We start from the raw sequence: 16,526 nt of genomic DNA, 5'->3' as shown, positions 1-16,526 counted from the left end.
CTGGCACCGCTGGGCGGCACCGTTGTCGTCTCGACCGGGTCCACGGAACCGGCAGACCTGGGTCCGCTGCCAGCCAACGTGCTGGCCCGCCGATCCGTGCCGCAGCTCCAGGTGCTGGCCCGGGCGGCGCTCTTCGTGACTCACGGCGGCATGAACAGTGTCAACGAGGCGATGCGGACCGGGGTGCCGACACTCGTCGTGCCACAGGGGGCGGACCAGCCAATGGTGGCGCGGCGGGTTGTAGAGCTCGGTGCCGGCCTCGAGCTCCGCACGGACGACGCCACTGCAGAGACGGTGCAGGCGCTCGCCCGGAGTCTGCTGGACGAGCTGCGCTTCCGCGAGGCGGCAGCCGCACAGGGCGCCGCACAAAGGCAGGCCGGCGGCGCCCGGCGTGCCGCCGACGAGCTCGAGCGGTATCTCGACGACGCGCTCGGAGCATCGCGACCGATCGAGCACAGGGGCGCTGAACCATGTCGACGACGGTCGCCGTACCCATGCTTCGGCCTGCAGCACCGGCCGAAATCCGCTCCGCGGACTCCGGCCCGCCCTTCGGGTGGGCGATCCCCGTTCCGGTTTTCAGCTTGTCCCCCGTTCTCCCGGTCCTCGCCGGACAGGCAGGGGCAGGACGAGGCCTGCCCTGCCTTCCACTGGAAGGGAAAGAAGGGTGGCCGCTTGAAAAGGAGCTGATGCGGCATGGTTGAAGCGAGGATTGAGGGGGCCGGGCCCAGCCTGGCCGAAATTACAGAGCGGCATATCGCGGCGCAAAATTAGTGTGGCCCTGGGGTCTCAGAAGGCGCCTATCGTGACCCTTCGAATATCCCGGAAAGGGCCGCTGCATCAGACATTTAAGCGTTCCGGTGCCCCGGGGTTAATTTTCGGCGCGCTTTCACATTCAGAGACGACGGTTGATCAGAGTCTCATCCGCGGGTTGGAACATGAGAGACTACTGATCTGAAGTTCCGGAGTTCCGGGAATTCATGCTTGTCCACCTTCCTCCGACTAGCCCCGCCCCTGCCGGCGCCGCGGAGCAGGCAAAGGCTGCGAGCCTTCCAGGCTCAGGCTGGGATCAAGGGTAAAGAGCTCCTGCGCGCGTCCGACGCCACGCAACGCGAACCGGCCGACTGAAACGAGCTTTTTGCGCTCCTCGCCGAGTAGCAGCTCGGCGAATTCCGATGAGCAAAGCATATTGCGACCGGCCGACTCGCACATGGAGCTGATCCGGCTGACCTCATTGACCGGCGGGCCGACAACGGTGAAATCGAGACGGTCCGGAGTGCCGATATTGCCGTAGAAGACCCTGCCGGCATGCAGGCCCAAGTGAATGTCGGCGACAGAAAGGCCATCGTTTTTGCGGCGTTTGGCAAGCTGCAGCAGCCGTGTGCGCATGTCGCGTTCTGCCTCCACCGCGGCGCGACAGGAATATTCGGGCCGCGAACTGGTGAAGATGGCCAGGACTCCATCTCCGATCAGTTTCAGCACATCGCCGCCGGCGGCCTTCACTGCGCCGATGACCGCTTCGGCGTAGTCATTGATCAACGGCACGAGTTGATCGTTTTGAACCGACTCGGACAGGTTCGTATAGCCAGTAATGTCGGAGAACCAGAGTACGGCGTTGATCCTCTTCACCGAGCCGTGGCGGATGCCGCCGCTCAGCACCTGGCGACCAGGCCCCCGGCCGAGATATGCCTCGACCAGCGTCTTGGTGAGCCTTGTCTGCGCAGCCGAACGAACCGCCAATCCCAGATGCGGTGTAAGCCGGGACAGAACAGCGACTTCCTCCTCCGAAAATCCACCCGGGCGCGCTGTGGTCCAGCGGGCGTAGAATGCATCGACATCCTCGACCCTCATCGCCTGCCGGATACGATAGACGATCGCAAGATAGTCCGTCTGGCCGGCATCGCGCAGCTCCTCGATCGCCGGAAAGCCGCGCGTTTCGCCTGCTTCGAGCCGGCAACGTAGGGTCAATTCACGCCGCCGCAGCATCTCCAGAAACGGGCTGCGCTTCCACAACTCCGCTCCCTTGCCCTCACGGCTCGACGGGTATTCTTCTTCGCGGAAGCTGATCGACTCGTCTTCGTCCCAGAAGAAGGCGCGTGCCTCGTGCATCGGGTGCAGCGTGTCGATCATCACAAACGCCTTGCCCAGCGGCAGCCCTGCTTCGACGCAACGCTCGCAGAAGGCCTGTACAAGCGATTCCTCGCTGCGGATGCCAAGCAGCCCAGCCTCCGCGAGCCAGGTGGCAATTTCATCGCAATCGCTGATCTTCATTGCCGACGATAGCTTCCCATTGCACCGCAAAAACGGCGCCACGGTGTTTTATATCACATGCGTGGTCAACGGAGCACAAGCACGTCACCCGATGACAAGCTGATGCTTGCTGTCCTGGATCGGATGTTGTCGGTGCTCCAAATGGGGATTTACGAGTCTCGGCACGGACTCTGAACCGAACCGAGTAATGTTACCGCAATTCCGACAGGATGCGCACCCAACCGCGTATTCCCTTGCGAAGCCGATCGACACCGTACCGCTCGTCAGGGGCATGAATGGCATCGTCGGCGAGGATGAAGCCCGTGACGATGCAATTGAAGCAAAGGCGGTCGGTGAGGAGCCCGACCAGTGGAACGGTGCCGCCTGTTCCCTTGATCAGCGTCGGCTCTGGCCATTCTGCGTCAAGCGCTCGCGCCGTGGCTGCGATGTAGGGGCTGGCTTCGTCACCGTTCCCGCCGGCCCCCCTCGAACACAACCTGACAGCCGGCAGGAAGGCGAGCCTCGACGAAGTTTCGAAACAAGGCGCGGATATGTTCCGGTCGCTGACCACCAACCAGGCGGAACGACAGTCGAGCTGTGGCCGATGAGGGTAGAACCGATCGTTCGCCGGGGCCTATATTGCCGCCCACGATGCCGTTGAAGTCGATGCCAGGACGTATGGAAGAGTTCCGAGACGACACCCCAGCGCGAAGCGAAAGAAAAAACGTCGGAAGAACCAGACGGGCGTGTCGCCGATGCGGGCGACGTCGGTGGCGGTCAGCCTTCGCCCTACGAGACGGAAGTGCAGGCGGACAGCGTTGCCCAGCAGACAGACCGCAACAGGCAGACTGGTGAAAGCCGAAGCCATCCCAGGAATGAAAAGCCTCGTCATCCACAGGCGCACCGCGCCGTTCGACCGGCACGCCGTCACGATCGGCGAGCAGGACGCAGCATCCGACATCGCCCACCGCAAGATAGAGCCGGTCCAAGCTCGATTGGGCGGCCCGGACGAGCGGTTCAATGCGTTGCCGGGCCTCTCCCAATTCCGCCTCTGTCAGATGGCGTGGCGGGCCGAGCACGGCAAAAAGTCCACTGTCACCGAAATGCCCTTCACCGAAATACCCTTGCGCCGACACCACGGGATGGCGGCTGACGCTTCGCTCGTCTGCCCTGCCTGGCTCAACGCGGTCGCCGCAGCATCGGGACTTGCGTCGGCGATGAACCGACCTGGATCGCGCCGAGCGGTTCGAAGCCGTGGCGCCCGTAGAACGGGATGTTGCGCGGGTTCGAGGACTCCAGATAGGCGGGCGCGTGATCGCGATCGCACTGCGCGAGCGCGTATGCCATCAAGGCCTCGCCGTGGCCTTCGCCCTGATGCGCTGGGTCGACGCCGATCACGGGCAAGTACCAATGCGGTTCGGCCGGATGGTACTTGGCCATCTGCTCGAATACAGCGGCGACTTCAGGGGCAAGGGAGGGCGCAACCGTGCTCTCGACAACCGCACCAAGCCCTTCCTCGTCGGGATGCACACCGGGCGACAGCCACAACGCCGTCCCGACATAGCCATCGGTGCAAAAAGCGCTTCCGTTTGAGAATGCCCTGGCCCCGAAGGCGCGGACCATTCGCGGCATGGCCGCAAGGTACTGGTGTGCATGCGGCCAGGTCCATCGTGCCATGGGATCCGCTGCAAACGCCAGCGAGATTGTTCCGATCGCCGGATCTTCATCGGACGCGGCCATAACCCTCACTGTCGGCGATTTCATGCTGCCCTCCAAACGACGCAAATGATTCGACGAGGCGCCCGCGCCCTCAACGGGCGCCGCAACAAGCGGGCAGGGATCAGGCAGTGCATCGGAAACCGCCACATCCAGCTGCCATGTTTCGCCTCCGGCATTGAGTTTAACGCCTGACGCAACAAGTTGTTTCGAGAAACGGAAAGGAAGATCCCCGAGGAAGGAGACAGCAGCGATGACGAAACACAAGACCGGAACACGCGAGGAATGGCTCGGAGCGCGGCTCGCACTGCTCGAGGCGGAGAAAAGGCTCATGCGGCAGAGCGACGAGCTGGCGCGACAGCGACAGGAGCTGCCCTGGGTTCGGATCGACAAGGAGTATCTGTTTGAGACCGAGGAGGGCAGCGCCTCGCTCGCCGACCTCTTCCAGGGGCGCTCGCAACTCTTCGTCTATCATTTCATGTTCGGCTACGGATACCGGCTCACCGATGAGCGCCAAGGATGCACCGGATGCTCCTTGATCGCCGATCACTTCGACTGCGTCATCCCCCACCTGAACGGCCGCGACATTACCCTGGTTTGCGAATCGATCGCCCCGTTGCAGGAGATCCAGGACTACAAGCGGCAAATGGGCTGGCGCTTCCCGTGGGTTTCGTCGCTCGGGAGCGATTTCAAATACGACCTCGGCGCCGCCTTCACCGAAGAGCAGCAGAGAGACGGCGCCGACTACAACTATCAGCGTGTCGACAGGGCGGAGCCGCAGAAGGAGGGAATGAGCGTCTTCGCGCTCCAGGACGGTGCCGTCTACCACACCTACTCGACCTACGCCCGTGGCACCGAGGCGTTTATGGGGGTCTACCGTTTCCTCGACCTGGCTCCGTGGGGAAGGAACGAGAACGGGCTCGAGTTCCCCCAGGAGTGGTGGCGCCGCCATGACGAGTACGGCAACCGCTGAATGTCGCAGGGGCGCAGATCCGCCTCCTGAACAATAGTGCGCGTCCGCCCTCCCGCCGGGCCGTCAACCTGATGGCATTTTCTCGAACGTCGTCAGCCCGGTTTCCATCTTGTCCCAGGGGAGGGCCCGGATACCGTACGTCACCACGGTCGGATTGAACCGGCCCGGATCATCGAGGCTTGCGGCATGGACCGTGATCACGTCCGGCATGGCAGTGTATGTCAGGTGGGTCGGCGTTCCGCAGACCGGGCAGAAGGAATGGATTTTGACATTTCCGTTGTCCGCCGCGACACGCCAGTCCGTCGTCACACCGGTGATCGTCACGTCCGCCCGCGACGGAAACGTCAGGTAAGATCCGTGACCGGTGCCGCTTCTTTTCTGGCAGTCGCGGCATTGGCAGTGGTTCTCGAAGATCGGGGCGGCCTTTGCCTCGTAACGGACCGCGCCGCACGCGCATCCGCCGGTGTAGAGAGTATTCATCTGCTCAGCTCCATAATCCGGGTCAGGCCGCCAGTTCGGACGCGCGCGGCCTGGCGAAGACATCGATCGCCTGGCCGGTTTCGAGGAAGGATTTCAGGCTGGAGAGGACGATCGGCCAACCCTTTTTGATGCCGTTCGCCATGCCGCTGCCGGCTTCGAGGTCGTCATGGCTGACGGTCAGCCGGACCATGGCCTCGTATTCCTCGAGCTCGAAGGTCACCCGGCTGTAGCTCGCCGGATCGGACGCCTGCGAAGCGTTTGCCCAGGTGATGACGAGACGGGTCGGCGGCGACACCTCGACGACCTTGCCGACGAGCTCGACGGTCCGTTCGTCATTAGCGCGGATGTGCTGCCAGCTCGAGCCGGGCTTCCAGTCGGAGACGTTCTCGTGGCCCCAGTAGCGCCGTGCGAGGTCCGGTTTGGTTATCGCCTCGAACACCTTTCCCGGTGTCGAGACAATATAGGTCGTGTAAGTAAAGCTGATCGTTTCCCTGGTCATTGCTACGCTCCTTTTGTTTCGCGAGCATAGGTAGATGGGGAAACCGGGTTCGTGTGAGTGACAATCTTGTCGCGAATGGCATCTGATATGAAAAAAGGTTGATGCATGAGGCGCTGGCAGCTTGCTCATGGACGGTATCTCGATCTTGGCGCGCAATCGTTGCTGATGGGGATTTTGAACGTCACGCCGGACAGTTTCTCCGACGGCGGAGAATTCGACCGGCCGGAGCGGGCGCTGCAGCAGGCGCGGCGCATGATCGGCGAGGGCGCGGCGATCATCGATGTCGGCGGCGAATCCACCCGGCCCGGCGCCGGCGCCGTTTCGGCGCGCGAGGAACAAGCGCGCATCCTGCCGGTCATCGAGGCCCTGTCGTCCGACGGCGGCAGCCTGGTTTCGGTCGACACCTACAGGGCCGAGACGGCGCGGCTGGCGGTCGCCGCGGGCGCGCATATCGTCAACGACGTGCATGGCCTGCAGCGCGAACCCGACATCGCGCAGGTTGCGGCGGAAACCGGCGCCGGCCTCGTCATCATGCACACCGGGCGCGGCCGCGAAAAACTGGCGGATGTGATCGCCGACCAGTTCCTGTTCCTGAACAGATCGCTGGAGATCGCGCGCGACGCCGGCATCCCGGACGAGCGGATCGTGCTCGACCCCGGCTTCGCTTTCGCCAAGGACGGCGAGGAAAACCTCGAGCTCATGGCTCGCTTCGGTGAATTGCGCGCGCTCGGTTTTCCATTGCTCGTCGGCACGTCACGCAAGCGCCTTGCCCGTCACCTGGTCGGCGGAAGTGACGAGGGGCGAGACGTCGGCACAGCGGCAACAAGCGTCATCCTGCGGCTGAAGGGCGCTGCGATCTTTCGCGTCCACAACGTTGCCGTCAATCGCGACGCACTGGCATTCGCCGACGCGGTGCGCGAGCGCGAGACCGGGGAATAATGCATGTCGCCCAAAAGCATGCCCTCGGGCCCTGACCCGAGGGTGCGCAGCGGTTTTGGGATAACGACACGCATAAAAAAAGAAGGCGCGTCAGGCGGGCTCGGTGACGACGCCGATCCGCCGGTAGACGAATTGTTCGTCGTTCGAAGGAACTGCCGCAGCACGCTGGGCTTCGTCGATCAGCATGGCCATGCGCGCATGGATCGGCGATTTCGCGCAAGCCGGGTCCGTCGCGGCGGCGTCGCCGGCAATCGCCATCGCCTGGCAGCGGCAACCGCCCCAGTCGATCTCACGCCGTTCGCAGCTGCGACAGGGCTCAAGCATCCAGTCGGTGCCGCGAAAGGCGTTGAATGCCGGCGAATCGGTCCAGATTTCGGCCAGGCTGCGCGGGCCGAAACGCTCAAAACTGAGCGATGGGATGGTCTGTGCGGCATGGCATGGCAGCACGGTGCCGTCCGGCGCCACCATGAAGGCGTCGCGCGCCCAGCCGCCCATGCACGGCTTGGGATAGATGGCGAAATAATCCGGCGTGACGAAATCGATGTTCATGATGCCGGTGAGCCGTTCGCGCGCCGCCGCGACGATCTCCGCCTGACGGTCGACCGCAGCGCGCTCGGGCATCAGTTGATCGCGATTGGTCAGCGCCCAGCCGGCATACTGCACGTTGGCGATCTCGAGCCGCTCCGCGCCCAGAGAAAGCGCCAGGTCGATGAATTCCGGCACTTCCTCGATGTTGTGGCGATGGATCGGCGCGTTGATGGTAAGCGGCAGGCCGGCCGCGCGGGCGCGGCGTGCCGTCTCCAGCTTCTTTTCGTGGCCGCCTTTGTGATTGCCGATGCGGTCGGTGGTCGCCGGCCGTGCGCCTTGAAAGCTCAGCTGCAGATGGTCGAGCCCGGCTTCGGCAAACGCCTCGATGCGGCCTTCGGCAATGCCGACGCCGGCGGTGATCAGGTTGGTGTAGACGCCGCGCGCCGAAAGCCCGGCGATCAATTGCTCGAGGTCGCGGCGCAGCGTCGGTTCGCCGCCCGACAGATGCACCTGGAGAACGCCGAGATCGGCGGCCTGCGAGAACAGATCAAGCCAGGTCTGTGTATCGAGTTCGCGATTGGCTTTCAGCAATTCGAGCGGATTGGAGCAATACGGGCATTGCAGCGGGCAGCGATGCGTCAGTTCCGCCAGCATGCCGATCGGAGGGAGAAGGGGCTCGCTCATAGTTTTACCAGCAGCTTGTCCGACCATTCTTGCAGGAAGGCGACGACGTCGGCCGCCACCGCCTCCTGTTCGGCGTCATAATCCGCGGCAAGCTCGGCGATGATGTGGCCGACCGTGGACCGTCCATCGCAGCGGCGCAATATATCGAGGCTGATGTCGTTGGGCCAAAACACCTTTTCCGGCGAGAGCACGGCGAACGCCTGCCGCACGGGGTCGTACTGTATGCGCACGTGCTTCGGCAGCGACGGCACCGATCGCGACGACACCAAAGCTCTTTCGCGCAGCGCCATCATTGGGCTGGCTCCGGACGGAAGGCGCCGGGCGGGATGTTTCCCGGCTCGCCATAGGCGTGTTGAAGCGCGTCGAGCATGGCCCACAGTATATCGCATTTGAACACCAGCGCATCGATCGCCTGCTGCTGGCGTTCCGCCGTGTCGGCATGGCCGAGCACGTAAGCGAGGGCGAAGTCGGCGTCGCGCGAGGCCTGTTCGGGCCGTCGGCTGAAATAGGCCAGCGTATCCTCGGTGATGTAATCATATTTGGCCAGCATCGCCGGGACCCGTTCGCCGATGATGAGCGGCGAGAACATCTCGGTCAGCGACGATGCGACCGCCTCGAACAGCGTCCGGTTCGTGCAAAAGGCGAGGTAGGCGCCGACCGCGAAGCGTGTCGCCGGCAGCGCCAGCCTTTCGCTCTTCACGTCATCGGCATCGAGGCCGAGCGAGGTCGCCAGATGCAGCCAGCGCGCGATGCCGCCGCTCCAGCCGTCCTCGCCATCATGGTCCTCGATGCGTTTGCGCCAGGCGGCGCGAAACGCCGGGTCCTGCGCATGTGCGAGGATCATGGCGTCCTTGCGCGGGATGACGGCCTGGTAGCAGTAGCGGTTCAGCGCCCAGGCCTGCATCTCGGTCCTCGACAGCGCACCGCTGGTCATCCTGTGGTGGAAAGGATGGCGGTTGTGATAGCGCTCGGCGCCGACCTGCCGCAGCACGGCTTCCAGCTCGCTGGAGGACAGGCCGTTCCTGGCCGCGTCGTGGAAATCACTCAAAATTCCATCTCCATCCCATCGCGGGCGACTTCCCAGCCAGCCGCTTTGACCGCTGCGTGCTCGGCCGAATTCTCGTCCAGAACCGGATTGGTGTTGTTGATGTGGACGAAGACACGGCGGCCGATCCCCACATCGGCCAGGCCGGCGATCGACCCACCGTCTCCCGACATGGCCAGATGCCCCATGCGCGCACCGGCCTTTTGGCCGACGCCGGCGGCAATCATCTCGTCGTCGGTGTAGACCGTGCCATCGAACAGGACACAGGCGGCATCGGCCAGGCGCGTGCGCAGGGCCGCATCGATGCGCGCGCAGCCTGGGATATAGAAGACGCAGCCGTGACTGCCGGCACCAGCGATGCGGACGCCGATCGTGTCGCCGGCGTCGGAACTGAAATTGGCATCCGGCCGGCTTCTTTCCTCGAGATAGAGGGCAATCTTGCCAGGCACGGGAAAACTCTCGACAGTCACGCCGGTGTCGTGGCCGTCTGCGTCGCAGATCGCCAGTTCTTCAGCCGGCGGCAAGATGCGTCGCGGCACGAGCGCCGGATCGAGGACATTGAAGATCGAGTTCGCTTCCAGCGTCGCCAGCACCTGTGTCGTTGCGTAGATGGCGAAGGGCTGCCGCTCACGCAGGCTGAGCAGGCCGGCGACATGATCGACATCGGCATTGGTCAGCACCACCGCGCGGATGGGTGTCGAACGCAACGGCGCATCCTGCGCCGGCTGCAATTCAGGCGTTTGCGCAATCTGCTGGCGGATATCGGGCGAGGCGTTGAAGAGAACCCAGCCGGCCCCATCCACTGAGGCGGCGATGCTTGATTGGGTTCGCGAATGCACGCCAGCCATCCCGGTGCGAGCCGCGCGGCTCAGGCGATAGTTGCAATTCCACTGCGGGAAGCCGCCGCCTGCCGCCGAGCCGATGATCTTCAAGCGCATTGCAATGCCCGCTCTGCGGCTTGTTCAACCAACAGCAAATTTTCGACCGCGAATGGCTTCGCGCCCGCATTGAACGCATCAAAGCCTTTCACCAAGACCTCGCGCGAAATGGCAGTGCGTGTCCCCGTTGCCGGGGACACGCACCTCTGCGGCCTACTTCTTGGGAGTAATTTCAGCAGGCAGATACCGCGAAATCTCGAAGCCCGCAGCAACTTGGCACATGGTCGGTTTTGTCCAGCTCTTCTTCATGGCATATCTCCTCTTCTACCAGCCCGAAGGGGCCGATCCTTTTCTCGGTCAACCATTGCTGGGCACCATTGCAATGGCTCGTCCATCAGCTCTCAAAATGGACAAATGAAACGGCAGGTCCTGAAAAGTCGAAAAACAACACGATTGAAAATAACAATGCTCATGCTCAATTGCTAATCACATAAGGCTTCCTTTCCTCCAGCGGAAGGTTGGCACGTTCCCATCCATCGGCGCCGGGCGGATACCAGATCACCGAACTGTAGCCCCATTCGATGGCCCGCTTCGCGGCATTCCACGACATCCAGCAATTCGTCATGCAATAGAACAGAATGGCACGCGACTTGTCGGGACCGGCTTCGGCAGCGAGGCCTTGGCGAAAATAGTTGGCGGTCTCCTCGGAGATAGCACCGTAACCGACATTGGCCAGCCAGGTGCTGCCTGGGATGTCCTTTCTGATCTTGGCTCTCCAAATCGTTCCCGCCGGCAAATTAGCCGGCTTCGGCGTGTTCGGCATGACGTCGAAGAACACCGCCTTCTTCTCCCGCCACAGCGCCTCCGCCTCCGCCGTCGTCACGACCTTCGCGCCCTGCAGCGTCTGCGGCACCGGCGCCCGATAGTCGTCCATCCGGTAGCCACCGGGCTCGGCGATATCGCCAGCCCACATCGGTTCGGTCAGACCTAGAAGGCCCGCGGCAACCAGCAAAATCGTCTCCTTTTCCTTCATGCGTTTCTCGTCATTGCGTGATCGGATTATCGTGTTCGTCGATCAGCGGCACATCGTAGTCCAGCAGGATCCTGGTGATCTCCGCCTGGTTTTCCCTGATCACCCGGTTGAGCGTCCGCTTCCATTCCTGGTCGGATGGACGCACGCCCATGGTGATGCGGTATGACATGCGCGAGCCGGTTTTCTCCTTCACCAGCGGAACGATCGTGAGATCGGCACCGAGTTGCTTGGCATAGTAGCCCGCCATCGGTCCCCACATGACCGCCGCATCGATCTTGCCGGCGAGCATGTCCTTGATCATGACTTCCCCCATGGAAGGGGTGAGGCGGGTATCCACCGCCAGCGGATAGATCTTTGCCGTTCGCATGAGCTTGTTGGCGGCCATGTTGGCCGTCGGTGGTGTGCTTTCGACGACGCCGATCCTCTTGCCGGTGAGTTTCGGATCCTCGATGGTCTCGACGCCTTCCATGCCGTTGCCCTTCGGGTGCACCAGCACATAGGACGAGCGATAGTAGGCGTTGGTGTTCTGCACCAGTTCATCGCCCTGGGCATAGCCCATGATGATGTCGCATCGGTTGGCCGCCAGCGTGTTGCGCACGAAGCCGGCGACAAGAGGAAACCATGTATAGGCGACGGACTTTCGGCCGGTTTTCGCGGCAACCAGGTCGGCCAGCCGGTTTTCGAAGCCTTCGCCGCTCTCGTCGGTGAACGGCATGTTCGAAGGATCGGCGCAGACGCGCAGAATGTCTGGGTCGACCAGTTCGCCCGCGGCACCAAGGCCGGCGTCCTGCGCCTGGGCGTTCGCAGGCAGCAAGGCGAGTGCGCCGAGCATCGGCAGGACAAAACGCAGCTTCAACGCGTCACGGCCAATCATATCATCCACCCATGCAGGATGCTTCGGCATCCTTCGCTGCCTGTGGCTTGTCTGCTTTCTTCGGCGGCCTGCCGCGCGGCGCCGCACCGTCGGCGCGGGCACGCAGATAGACGTAGAGATCATCCATGTAGCAATAGACGTTCTTGTTTTCGCCAAAGGCAGGCATGACATTTTCCTTGCCGCCGCCGACATTCTTGCGGCCCTCGGCGACGATCGAGATGAAGGTGGCGTAATCCATTGTTTTCAGGCTGTTGAGCAGGGCCGGCGCATAGCTCGAACCGGTGCCGTCCGGTCCGTGACAGACATGGCAATCGGAGTGATACCGGCGGTAACCGCTGAACGTATACCAGTCGACGGCTCCGTTTTCGATCTTGAAGGTCGGATTTCCCTCCGCGTCGAAATGCTTGCCGCCTTCTTCCGTCACGGCCTTGGCTTTTTCAGCGCTGTCCTGGGCATGCGCGAGGCTTGAACTTGCCAGAGGCAGCGCCAGGGCGAGAGCGGAAATTACAATGCGAACGGACATTCAGCTACTTCCTTGATTTCTTGATTTCGCCTGCACACGGTTTGCTGTCGTGAAGCGGCATGGATCGATGTGGGTGCGCGGCGAAATTGAGAGCCCGGTCCTGGCTTCCCGGTGATCCGGGCTCTCGCTTTTCAAGCCTTGGTCTTCTCAAAAACCGAGGCGTGCCTATGGTTCCCGTGTTTCAGTCGTTCCCGTTTTTATCAGTCCGGGAGACCGAAGACGGTGAGCTGGCCGCCCAGCGTCGTGTAGTCGGCAAGTGCTGCGTAGCCACCGACCGCGCCCAGACCAGCGGTCCCAACGACCGCAGCCTCGTCGCCTTGCGCACGGCCCTGATCGACGGCGCCATGCCAGGCAGCGGCGTTTTCGGGCGAAAGCAGTCCACCTGCCAGACCGATACCAGCCCATCCACCGACGCCGGACAGAACGGCGATGTATTGCTTGCCGCCATGCTCGTAGGCCGTGATGTTGCCGATGATGCCGGACGGGGTCTTGAACTTGTAGAGTTCATTGCCGTCATGATCGACTGCCTTGATGTAGCCCTCGAGCGTGCCGTAGAAGACCACGTCGCCGTCAGTCGCCAGCGCGCCCGACCAGACCGAGAACTTCTCGGGCTTGGACCAGACGATCTCGCCCTTGGCAGCATCCCAGGCAATGAAGTTGCCCATGTGGTCGGCTCCGGGGGGAGGATACATCGACACGGTGGCGCCCACGTAAGGCTGACCGGCGGTGTAGCTCACCTTGTAGGGCTCATAGTCCATGCAGACATGGTTTGTCGGCACGTAGAACAGACCGGTCTTCGGCGAATAGGTCGCCGGCTGCTGGTCCTTGGTTCCAAGCGCGGCCGGGCAGATGCCCGTCGAGTTGGTGTCTTCGCCGTTCTGCTGGGTCGAATATTTGGCGACCACCTGCGGGCGGCCGTACTGGTCGCTGCTGGGGTCCATGTTGACTTCCGTCGCCCAGTTCACTGCCGGATCGTATTTCTTGGCGACGAGAAGCTCGCCATTGGCGCGATCCATGGTGTAGGCAAAGCCATTGCGGTCGAAGTGCACCAGCACATCGCGCTTGGCGCCCTTGATGTCCATGCCGTCGACAAGGATCATCTCGTTGACGCCGTCATAATCCCACTCGTCATGCGGGGTCATCTGGTAGAGCCACTTGGCCATCCCGGTATCCGCATCGCGAGCCATGATCGTCATCGACCAGCGATTGTCGCCTGGCCTCTGGACCGGGTTCCAGGTCGATGGATTGCCGGTGCCGTAGTAGATCAGGTTAAGCTTGGGATCATAGGCGTACCATCCCCAAGTCGTGCCGCCACCGGTCTTCCACTGCTCGCCTTCCCAGGTGTTCGTGCCCGAGTCCGCGCCGACCGGTTTGCCGAGATGGGTGGTCTTTTCGGGATCGATCAGGGTTTCTGCATCGGGTCCCGTCGAATAGGCCCGCCAGGCAAGCTTGCCATCCGAAAGATTGTAGGCCGAGAGGTGGCCGCGAACGCCATATTCGGCGCCGGAGATGCCGACGATGACCTTGTCCTTGACGACCACAGGCGCCGACGTGCCGGATTCGCCCTTTCCGCCGTCGATCTGGTCGCCGTTCTTGACCGTCCAGACGACTTTGCCGGACTTGGCATCGAGCGCCACGACGGTGGTATCGGCCTGATTGAGGATGATCTTGCCGTCACCATAGGCAACGCCACGGTTGACCGTGTCGCAGCACATGATGCCAATAACATTCGGGTCTTGCTTGGGCTCGTATTTCCAGAGGATCTTTCCGTCATTCTTGAGATCGAGAGCATAGACGGTGTTCGGGAACGGCGCGTGGACATACATCACATCGCCGATGACCAGCGGCCCGCCTTCATGGCCGCGCAGCACGCCAGTGGAGAAGGTCCACTTGACCTGCAGGTTCTTCACATTGTCCTTGGTGATCTGGTTGAGCTTGGAAAAGCGGGTGTTGGCGTAGTCACCCGTCTGCATCACCCAGTCCTTGGGATTCTCGGCCATTTTCATCAGTTCTTCATTGGCCGACGTCATGTGGACCGCGCCGAACGACATGAGCGCCGCGGTCGTTAGTAGGTAGGCAGTTTTCGCTAATACACGCATCAAAGTCCTCCCAGGGTGCACAATGACGAATCGTCCGTTGAGCCCACCAGGGCTTGCCCAAGCGATTCATGTGGGGGAAGTATTTCCGGCAGCGTGTCACGACCTAAGCCGAATGAGCAGAGGGCACCGTTACTGCCCATCCCACCTGGCCTACGAAAGACTGTCGCCGCTCCCTAATTGACGGTGACGCCCTTGAAGCCGGAAACAGGATGAAGCTATGTCATCCCCAGAAGGAAGGCAAGAAAAATCACTTCCATCTATGTTGCACTGCAATATAGAGAAATAGATATGAAAAAATCCGGACTGAAAGCTATTGATCGACTGTGGATGAAGCGCGATTTATATAAGTGGTTAAATTTTACGTATTTTTTGGGCAAAATGTATTGATTTTTATTTGGGAATATTCGCTGGATCGTATGATTTTAAGTATGCGCGCGTAGCTTCGGGTGCCGATAGTGGAGGAGACCTGAAATCAAGCTCAGCACCAGGATTCGGAGCCGATGTTCGTGCTGTCGGGGAGGCCTTTTGCCGGCCGGGACGGCCCTGTCCTTTGGTACTATATGGCCTGCATGAGAACTTGACGGGCGTGGCGACAGGAGGCCAACTGGTGCGGTGATCCGTCTCGATCCATTGGGCTCGATCTGTCACGTTCCGGGCCAATCGGAGGTTCCCCATGATCAGATATGTCGGCTTTTCGAGCTTGCCGCTGTTGCTCACGTCGGCCCTGGCCTTCGCCAATCCGGCCGGCGCCGCCTCAGATTATCCGACGGTGACGGTTGTCGACTATGTGCTCGGCTGCATGCAGACGAATGGCCAGACACGTCGGGCGCTGGAGAGCTGTTCCTGCTCGATCGACGTCATCGCCTCGATCCTTCCCTTCGAGGACTATGAAAGGGCCGAGACCTTCAAGAGCATGTCCCTGACGACAGGGGAGCGTTCGGGACTGTTCCGCGAAAGCGCGCCGGCAAAAGCCGCAAGCACGGGACTGAAGCGCGCGCAGGCGGAAGCCGACGTGCGCTGCTTTTAGACGCTGTGTAAGACCGCCGACGGCGGCTGCATACGGTTTCGAGGCTTCAAAGCCCCGTAGCCTCCAGCGGCCATTGATTGCGAAATACCTTGCCGTCCGTATCGATCGCTTCGACCTGGATTTGGCCAGTGCCGTGCGCGGTGAAATCGAACCGGAAATTGGGATCTTCCGAAATCGATATCCCCCCTTCCATCGACAGGATCAGCCGGTCTGCCTGCGAGACCGACAGTTTCTGAACGAAATGCGCGGGGATGAAATACTGGGTCAAGGGGTTGCGCTGCAGGCCCGAATTGTTCGGGTGGCGGATCATCAGCTGCAATTCCTGCGCCTTTGTCATCGTCTCTTGCGGCGGGAATTGGCGCAGCTTCATCTGCCCCATCGTCGCCATCGCCTCGTCCTGGTTCTTGAGCGCCGGGGCGGAGCATCCGCCTGACGCCTTGACGAAGGTCTGGGCCATGTGAAGCTCGCCGCCCTGCGTCTCTGCTATGGCACGCAAATAGGAATAGTCGTCGACGCGCACGCGCGTCGACAGATGTGTCACGCCGGCGTCCTTGCCGATCTCGAACGTCGCCGCCACCGGCGCTGGATTGACGTCGATGATCAAGGTGACGGATTTGATGCCGGCGGGCGCCTTGGCCGGGTCGATATAGATGTCGACGGGCACGATGGCGGCATCCTGCGCCCGCTTCGGCGCCTCGATCCTGACGACGCCGCTATCGACCAGAATCGCCCGATCGCCGAACACGTCGCCTTTCATATCCTGCCAGATCCTGTCCGAAGAGGCGGTTGTCTGCTGGGCGTTGGCGGCGCCGGAGGCGCCAAAGAGCGCGCCGATGGCCAGGATGATCGCGGCGAAGATGGCTGCGAGCGGCAAGCCGAGCTGCCGGCTCCGGTAAGCGTGGTTCTGCATTTCGATGCCTCCACCAATGTCAGAGAGGTGGTGCCCAGGCCGATGTCGAGGATAGACCCTTGACGATGCGT

General features: G+C 62.1%; 20 protein-coding genes and 1 pseudogene. 5 read left to right on the top strand and 16 right to left on the bottom strand.

What is annotated here, in order from left to right:
- On the top strand, positions 1–687 hold a 687-nt coding region (locus BLT09_RS35055), incomplete at its 5' end, for a nucleotide disphospho-sugar-binding domain-containing protein (RefSeq protein WP_280141212.1).
- Between the two features lie 312 nt (positions 688–999).
- Here BLT09_RS35055 and BLT09_RS22555 read toward each other — a convergent pair.
- From BLT09_RS22555 to BLT09_RS22540, 5 genes and pseudogenes are all read right to left on the bottom strand, one after another.
- On the bottom strand, positions 1,000–2,268 hold the full coding sequence (locus BLT09_RS22555; protein WP_091596850.1) for an adenylate/guanylate cyclase domain-containing protein: 1,269 nt from the start codon (positions 2,266–2,268) through the stop codon (positions 1,000–1,002).
- Positions 2,269–2,458: 190 nt separating this feature from the next.
- Positions 2,459–2,743: a hypothetical protein gene (locus BLT09_RS22550; RefSeq protein WP_091596847.1), complete on the bottom strand. Its 285-nt coding sequence runs from the start codon at positions 2,741–2,743 to the stop codon at positions 2,459–2,461.
- Positions 2,712–2,948, bottom strand: coding sequence for a peptidase dimerization domain-containing protein (locus tag BLT09_RS35855; RefSeq protein WP_425284482.1), 237 nt, complete (start codon positions 2,946–2,948; stop codon positions 2,712–2,714). The genes BLT09_RS22550 and BLT09_RS35855 overlap by 32 nt, the downstream gene beginning before the upstream one ends.
- 168 nt (positions 2,949–3,116) lie before the next feature.
- A pseudogene (locus tag BLT09_RS35050) lies at positions 3,117–3,317 on the bottom strand (sigma-54-dependent Fis family transcriptional regulator); the annotation flags it as partial.
- A gap of 109 nt (positions 3,318–3,426) precedes the next feature.
- On the bottom strand, positions 3,427–4,011 hold the full coding sequence (locus BLT09_RS22540) for a GNAT family N-acetyltransferase (RefSeq protein ID WP_091596894.1): 585 nt from the start codon (positions 4,009–4,011) through the stop codon (positions 3,427–3,429).
- 205 nt (positions 4,012–4,216) lie between these two features.
- On the opposite strand from BLT09_RS22540, the gene BLT09_RS22535 reads away from it, so the two are divergent.
- Positions 4,217–4,936 carry a DUF899 domain-containing protein gene (locus BLT09_RS22535; protein ID WP_091596844.1) on the top strand — a complete coding sequence of 240 codons (720 nt, stop codon included), beginning with the start codon at positions 4,217–4,219 and terminating at the stop codon, positions 4,934–4,936.
- 63 nt (positions 4,937–4,999) lie between these two features.
- Here the strand turns inward: BLT09_RS22535 and BLT09_RS22530 are convergent, their stop codons facing one another.
- Positions 5,000–5,416 carry a GFA family protein gene (locus BLT09_RS22530; RefSeq protein ID WP_091596841.1) on the bottom strand — a complete coding sequence of 139 codons (417 nt, stop codon included), beginning with the start codon at positions 5,414–5,416 and terminating at the stop codon, positions 5,000–5,002.
- A gap of 22 nt (positions 5,417–5,438) precedes the next feature.
- Complete coding sequence (locus BLT09_RS22525) at positions 5,439–5,915, bottom strand: SRPBCC family protein (RefSeq protein ID WP_091596838.1); 477 nt, start codon at positions 5,913–5,915, stop codon at positions 5,439–5,441.
- Between the two features lie 105 nt (positions 5,916–6,020).
- Between BLT09_RS22525 and folP the strand changes: the two genes are divergently transcribed.
- The gene (folP, locus tag BLT09_RS22520) at positions 6,021–6,854 is read left to right on the top strand and encodes a dihydropteroate synthase (protein WP_091596835.1); all 834 of its coding nucleotides are present in this window, start codon (positions 6,021–6,023) and stop codon (positions 6,852–6,854) included.
- A 90-nt stretch (positions 6,855–6,944) separates the two neighbouring features.
- On the opposite strand, the gene pqqE is transcribed toward folP, so the two are convergent.
- From pqqE to pqqB, 4 genes are read right to left on the bottom strand one after another with little or no spacing between them, the layout of a single operon-like run.
- Entirely contained in the window at positions 6,945–8,066 is a 1,122-nt protein-coding gene (gene pqqE / locus BLT09_RS22515; RefSeq protein WP_091596832.1) for a pyrroloquinoline quinone biosynthesis protein PqqE, read from the bottom strand.
- The gene (gene pqqD, locus BLT09_RS22510) at positions 8,063–8,359 is read right to left on the bottom strand and encodes a pyrroloquinoline quinone biosynthesis peptide chaperone PqqD (protein ID WP_023797669.1); all 297 of its coding nucleotides are present in this window, start codon (positions 8,357–8,359) and stop codon (positions 8,063–8,065) included. The genes pqqE and pqqD overlap by 4 nt, the downstream gene beginning before the upstream one ends.
- Positions 8,356–9,114, bottom strand: a complete 759-nt coding sequence (gene pqqC / locus BLT09_RS22505) for a pyrroloquinoline-quinone synthase PqqC (protein WP_023797670.1) — start codon at positions 9,112–9,114, stop codon at positions 8,356–8,358. Before pqqC ends, pqqD begins: the two co-directional genes overlap by 4 nt.
- Entirely contained in the window at positions 9,111–10,049 is a 939-nt protein-coding gene (gene pqqB / locus BLT09_RS22500) for a pyrroloquinoline quinone biosynthesis protein PqqB (protein ID WP_091596830.1), read from the bottom strand. Before pqqB ends, pqqC begins: the two co-directional genes overlap by 4 nt.
- Before the next feature lie 220 nt (positions 10,050–10,269).
- Between pqqB and BLT09_RS34395 the strand changes: the two genes are divergently transcribed.
- Entirely contained in the window at positions 10,270–10,407 is a 138-nt protein-coding gene (locus BLT09_RS34395) for a hypothetical protein (RefSeq protein ID WP_167366504.1), read from the top strand.
- Between the two features lie 57 nt (positions 10,408–10,464).
- Here the strand turns inward: BLT09_RS34395 and BLT09_RS22495 are convergent, their stop codons facing one another.
- The 4 genes from BLT09_RS22495 to BLT09_RS22480 all read right to left on the bottom strand — a co-directional run bounded on the left by BLT09_RS22495 (position 10,465) and on the right by BLT09_RS22480 (position 14,518).
- Positions 10,465–11,022, bottom strand: coding sequence for a PQQ-dependent catabolism-associated CXXCW motif protein (locus BLT09_RS22495; protein ID WP_091596827.1), 558 nt, complete (start codon positions 11,020–11,022; stop codon positions 10,465–10,467).
- Between the two features lie 10 nt (positions 11,023–11,032).
- Complete coding sequence (locus BLT09_RS22490) at positions 11,033–11,896, bottom strand: quinoprotein dehydrogenase-associated putative ABC transporter substrate-binding protein (RefSeq protein ID WP_167366503.1); 864 nt, start codon at positions 11,894–11,896, stop codon at positions 11,033–11,035.
- Position 11,897: 1 nt separating this feature from the next.
- Positions 11,898–12,419, bottom strand: coding sequence for a c-type cytochrome, methanol metabolism-related (locus BLT09_RS22485; protein ID WP_091596821.1), 522 nt, complete (start codon positions 12,417–12,419; stop codon positions 11,898–11,900).
- 200 nt (positions 12,420–12,619) lie between these two features.
- Complete coding sequence (locus tag BLT09_RS22480; RefSeq protein ID WP_091596818.1) at positions 12,620–14,518, bottom strand: methanol/ethanol family PQQ-dependent dehydrogenase; 1,899 nt, start codon at positions 14,516–14,518, stop codon at positions 12,620–12,622.
- Positions 14,519–15,191: 673 nt separating this feature from the next.
- On the opposite strand from BLT09_RS22480, the gene BLT09_RS22475 reads away from it, so the two are divergent.
- On the top strand, positions 15,192–15,545 hold the full coding sequence (locus BLT09_RS22475) for a hypothetical protein (RefSeq protein ID WP_023797678.1): 354 nt from the start codon (positions 15,192–15,194) through the stop codon (positions 15,543–15,545).
- Between the two features lie 46 nt (positions 15,546–15,591).
- On the opposite strand, the gene BLT09_RS22470 is transcribed toward BLT09_RS22475, so the two are convergent.
- Complete coding sequence (locus tag BLT09_RS22470; RefSeq protein WP_091596815.1) at positions 15,592–16,455, bottom strand: quinoprotein dehydrogenase-associated SoxYZ-like carrier; 864 nt, start codon at positions 16,453–16,455, stop codon at positions 15,592–15,594.
- Positions 16,456–16,526 lie beyond the last annotated feature (71 nt).

This window comes from Mesorhizobium muleiense, from assembly GCF_900099905.1.
GTDB classification, from domain to species: domain Bacteria; phylum Pseudomonadota; class Alphaproteobacteria; order Rhizobiales; family Rhizobiaceae; genus Mesorhizobium; species Mesorhizobium muleiense.
The sequence above is the reverse complement of the archived record's forward strand: the minus strand, read 5'-3'. Positions and strand labels throughout refer to the sequence as shown.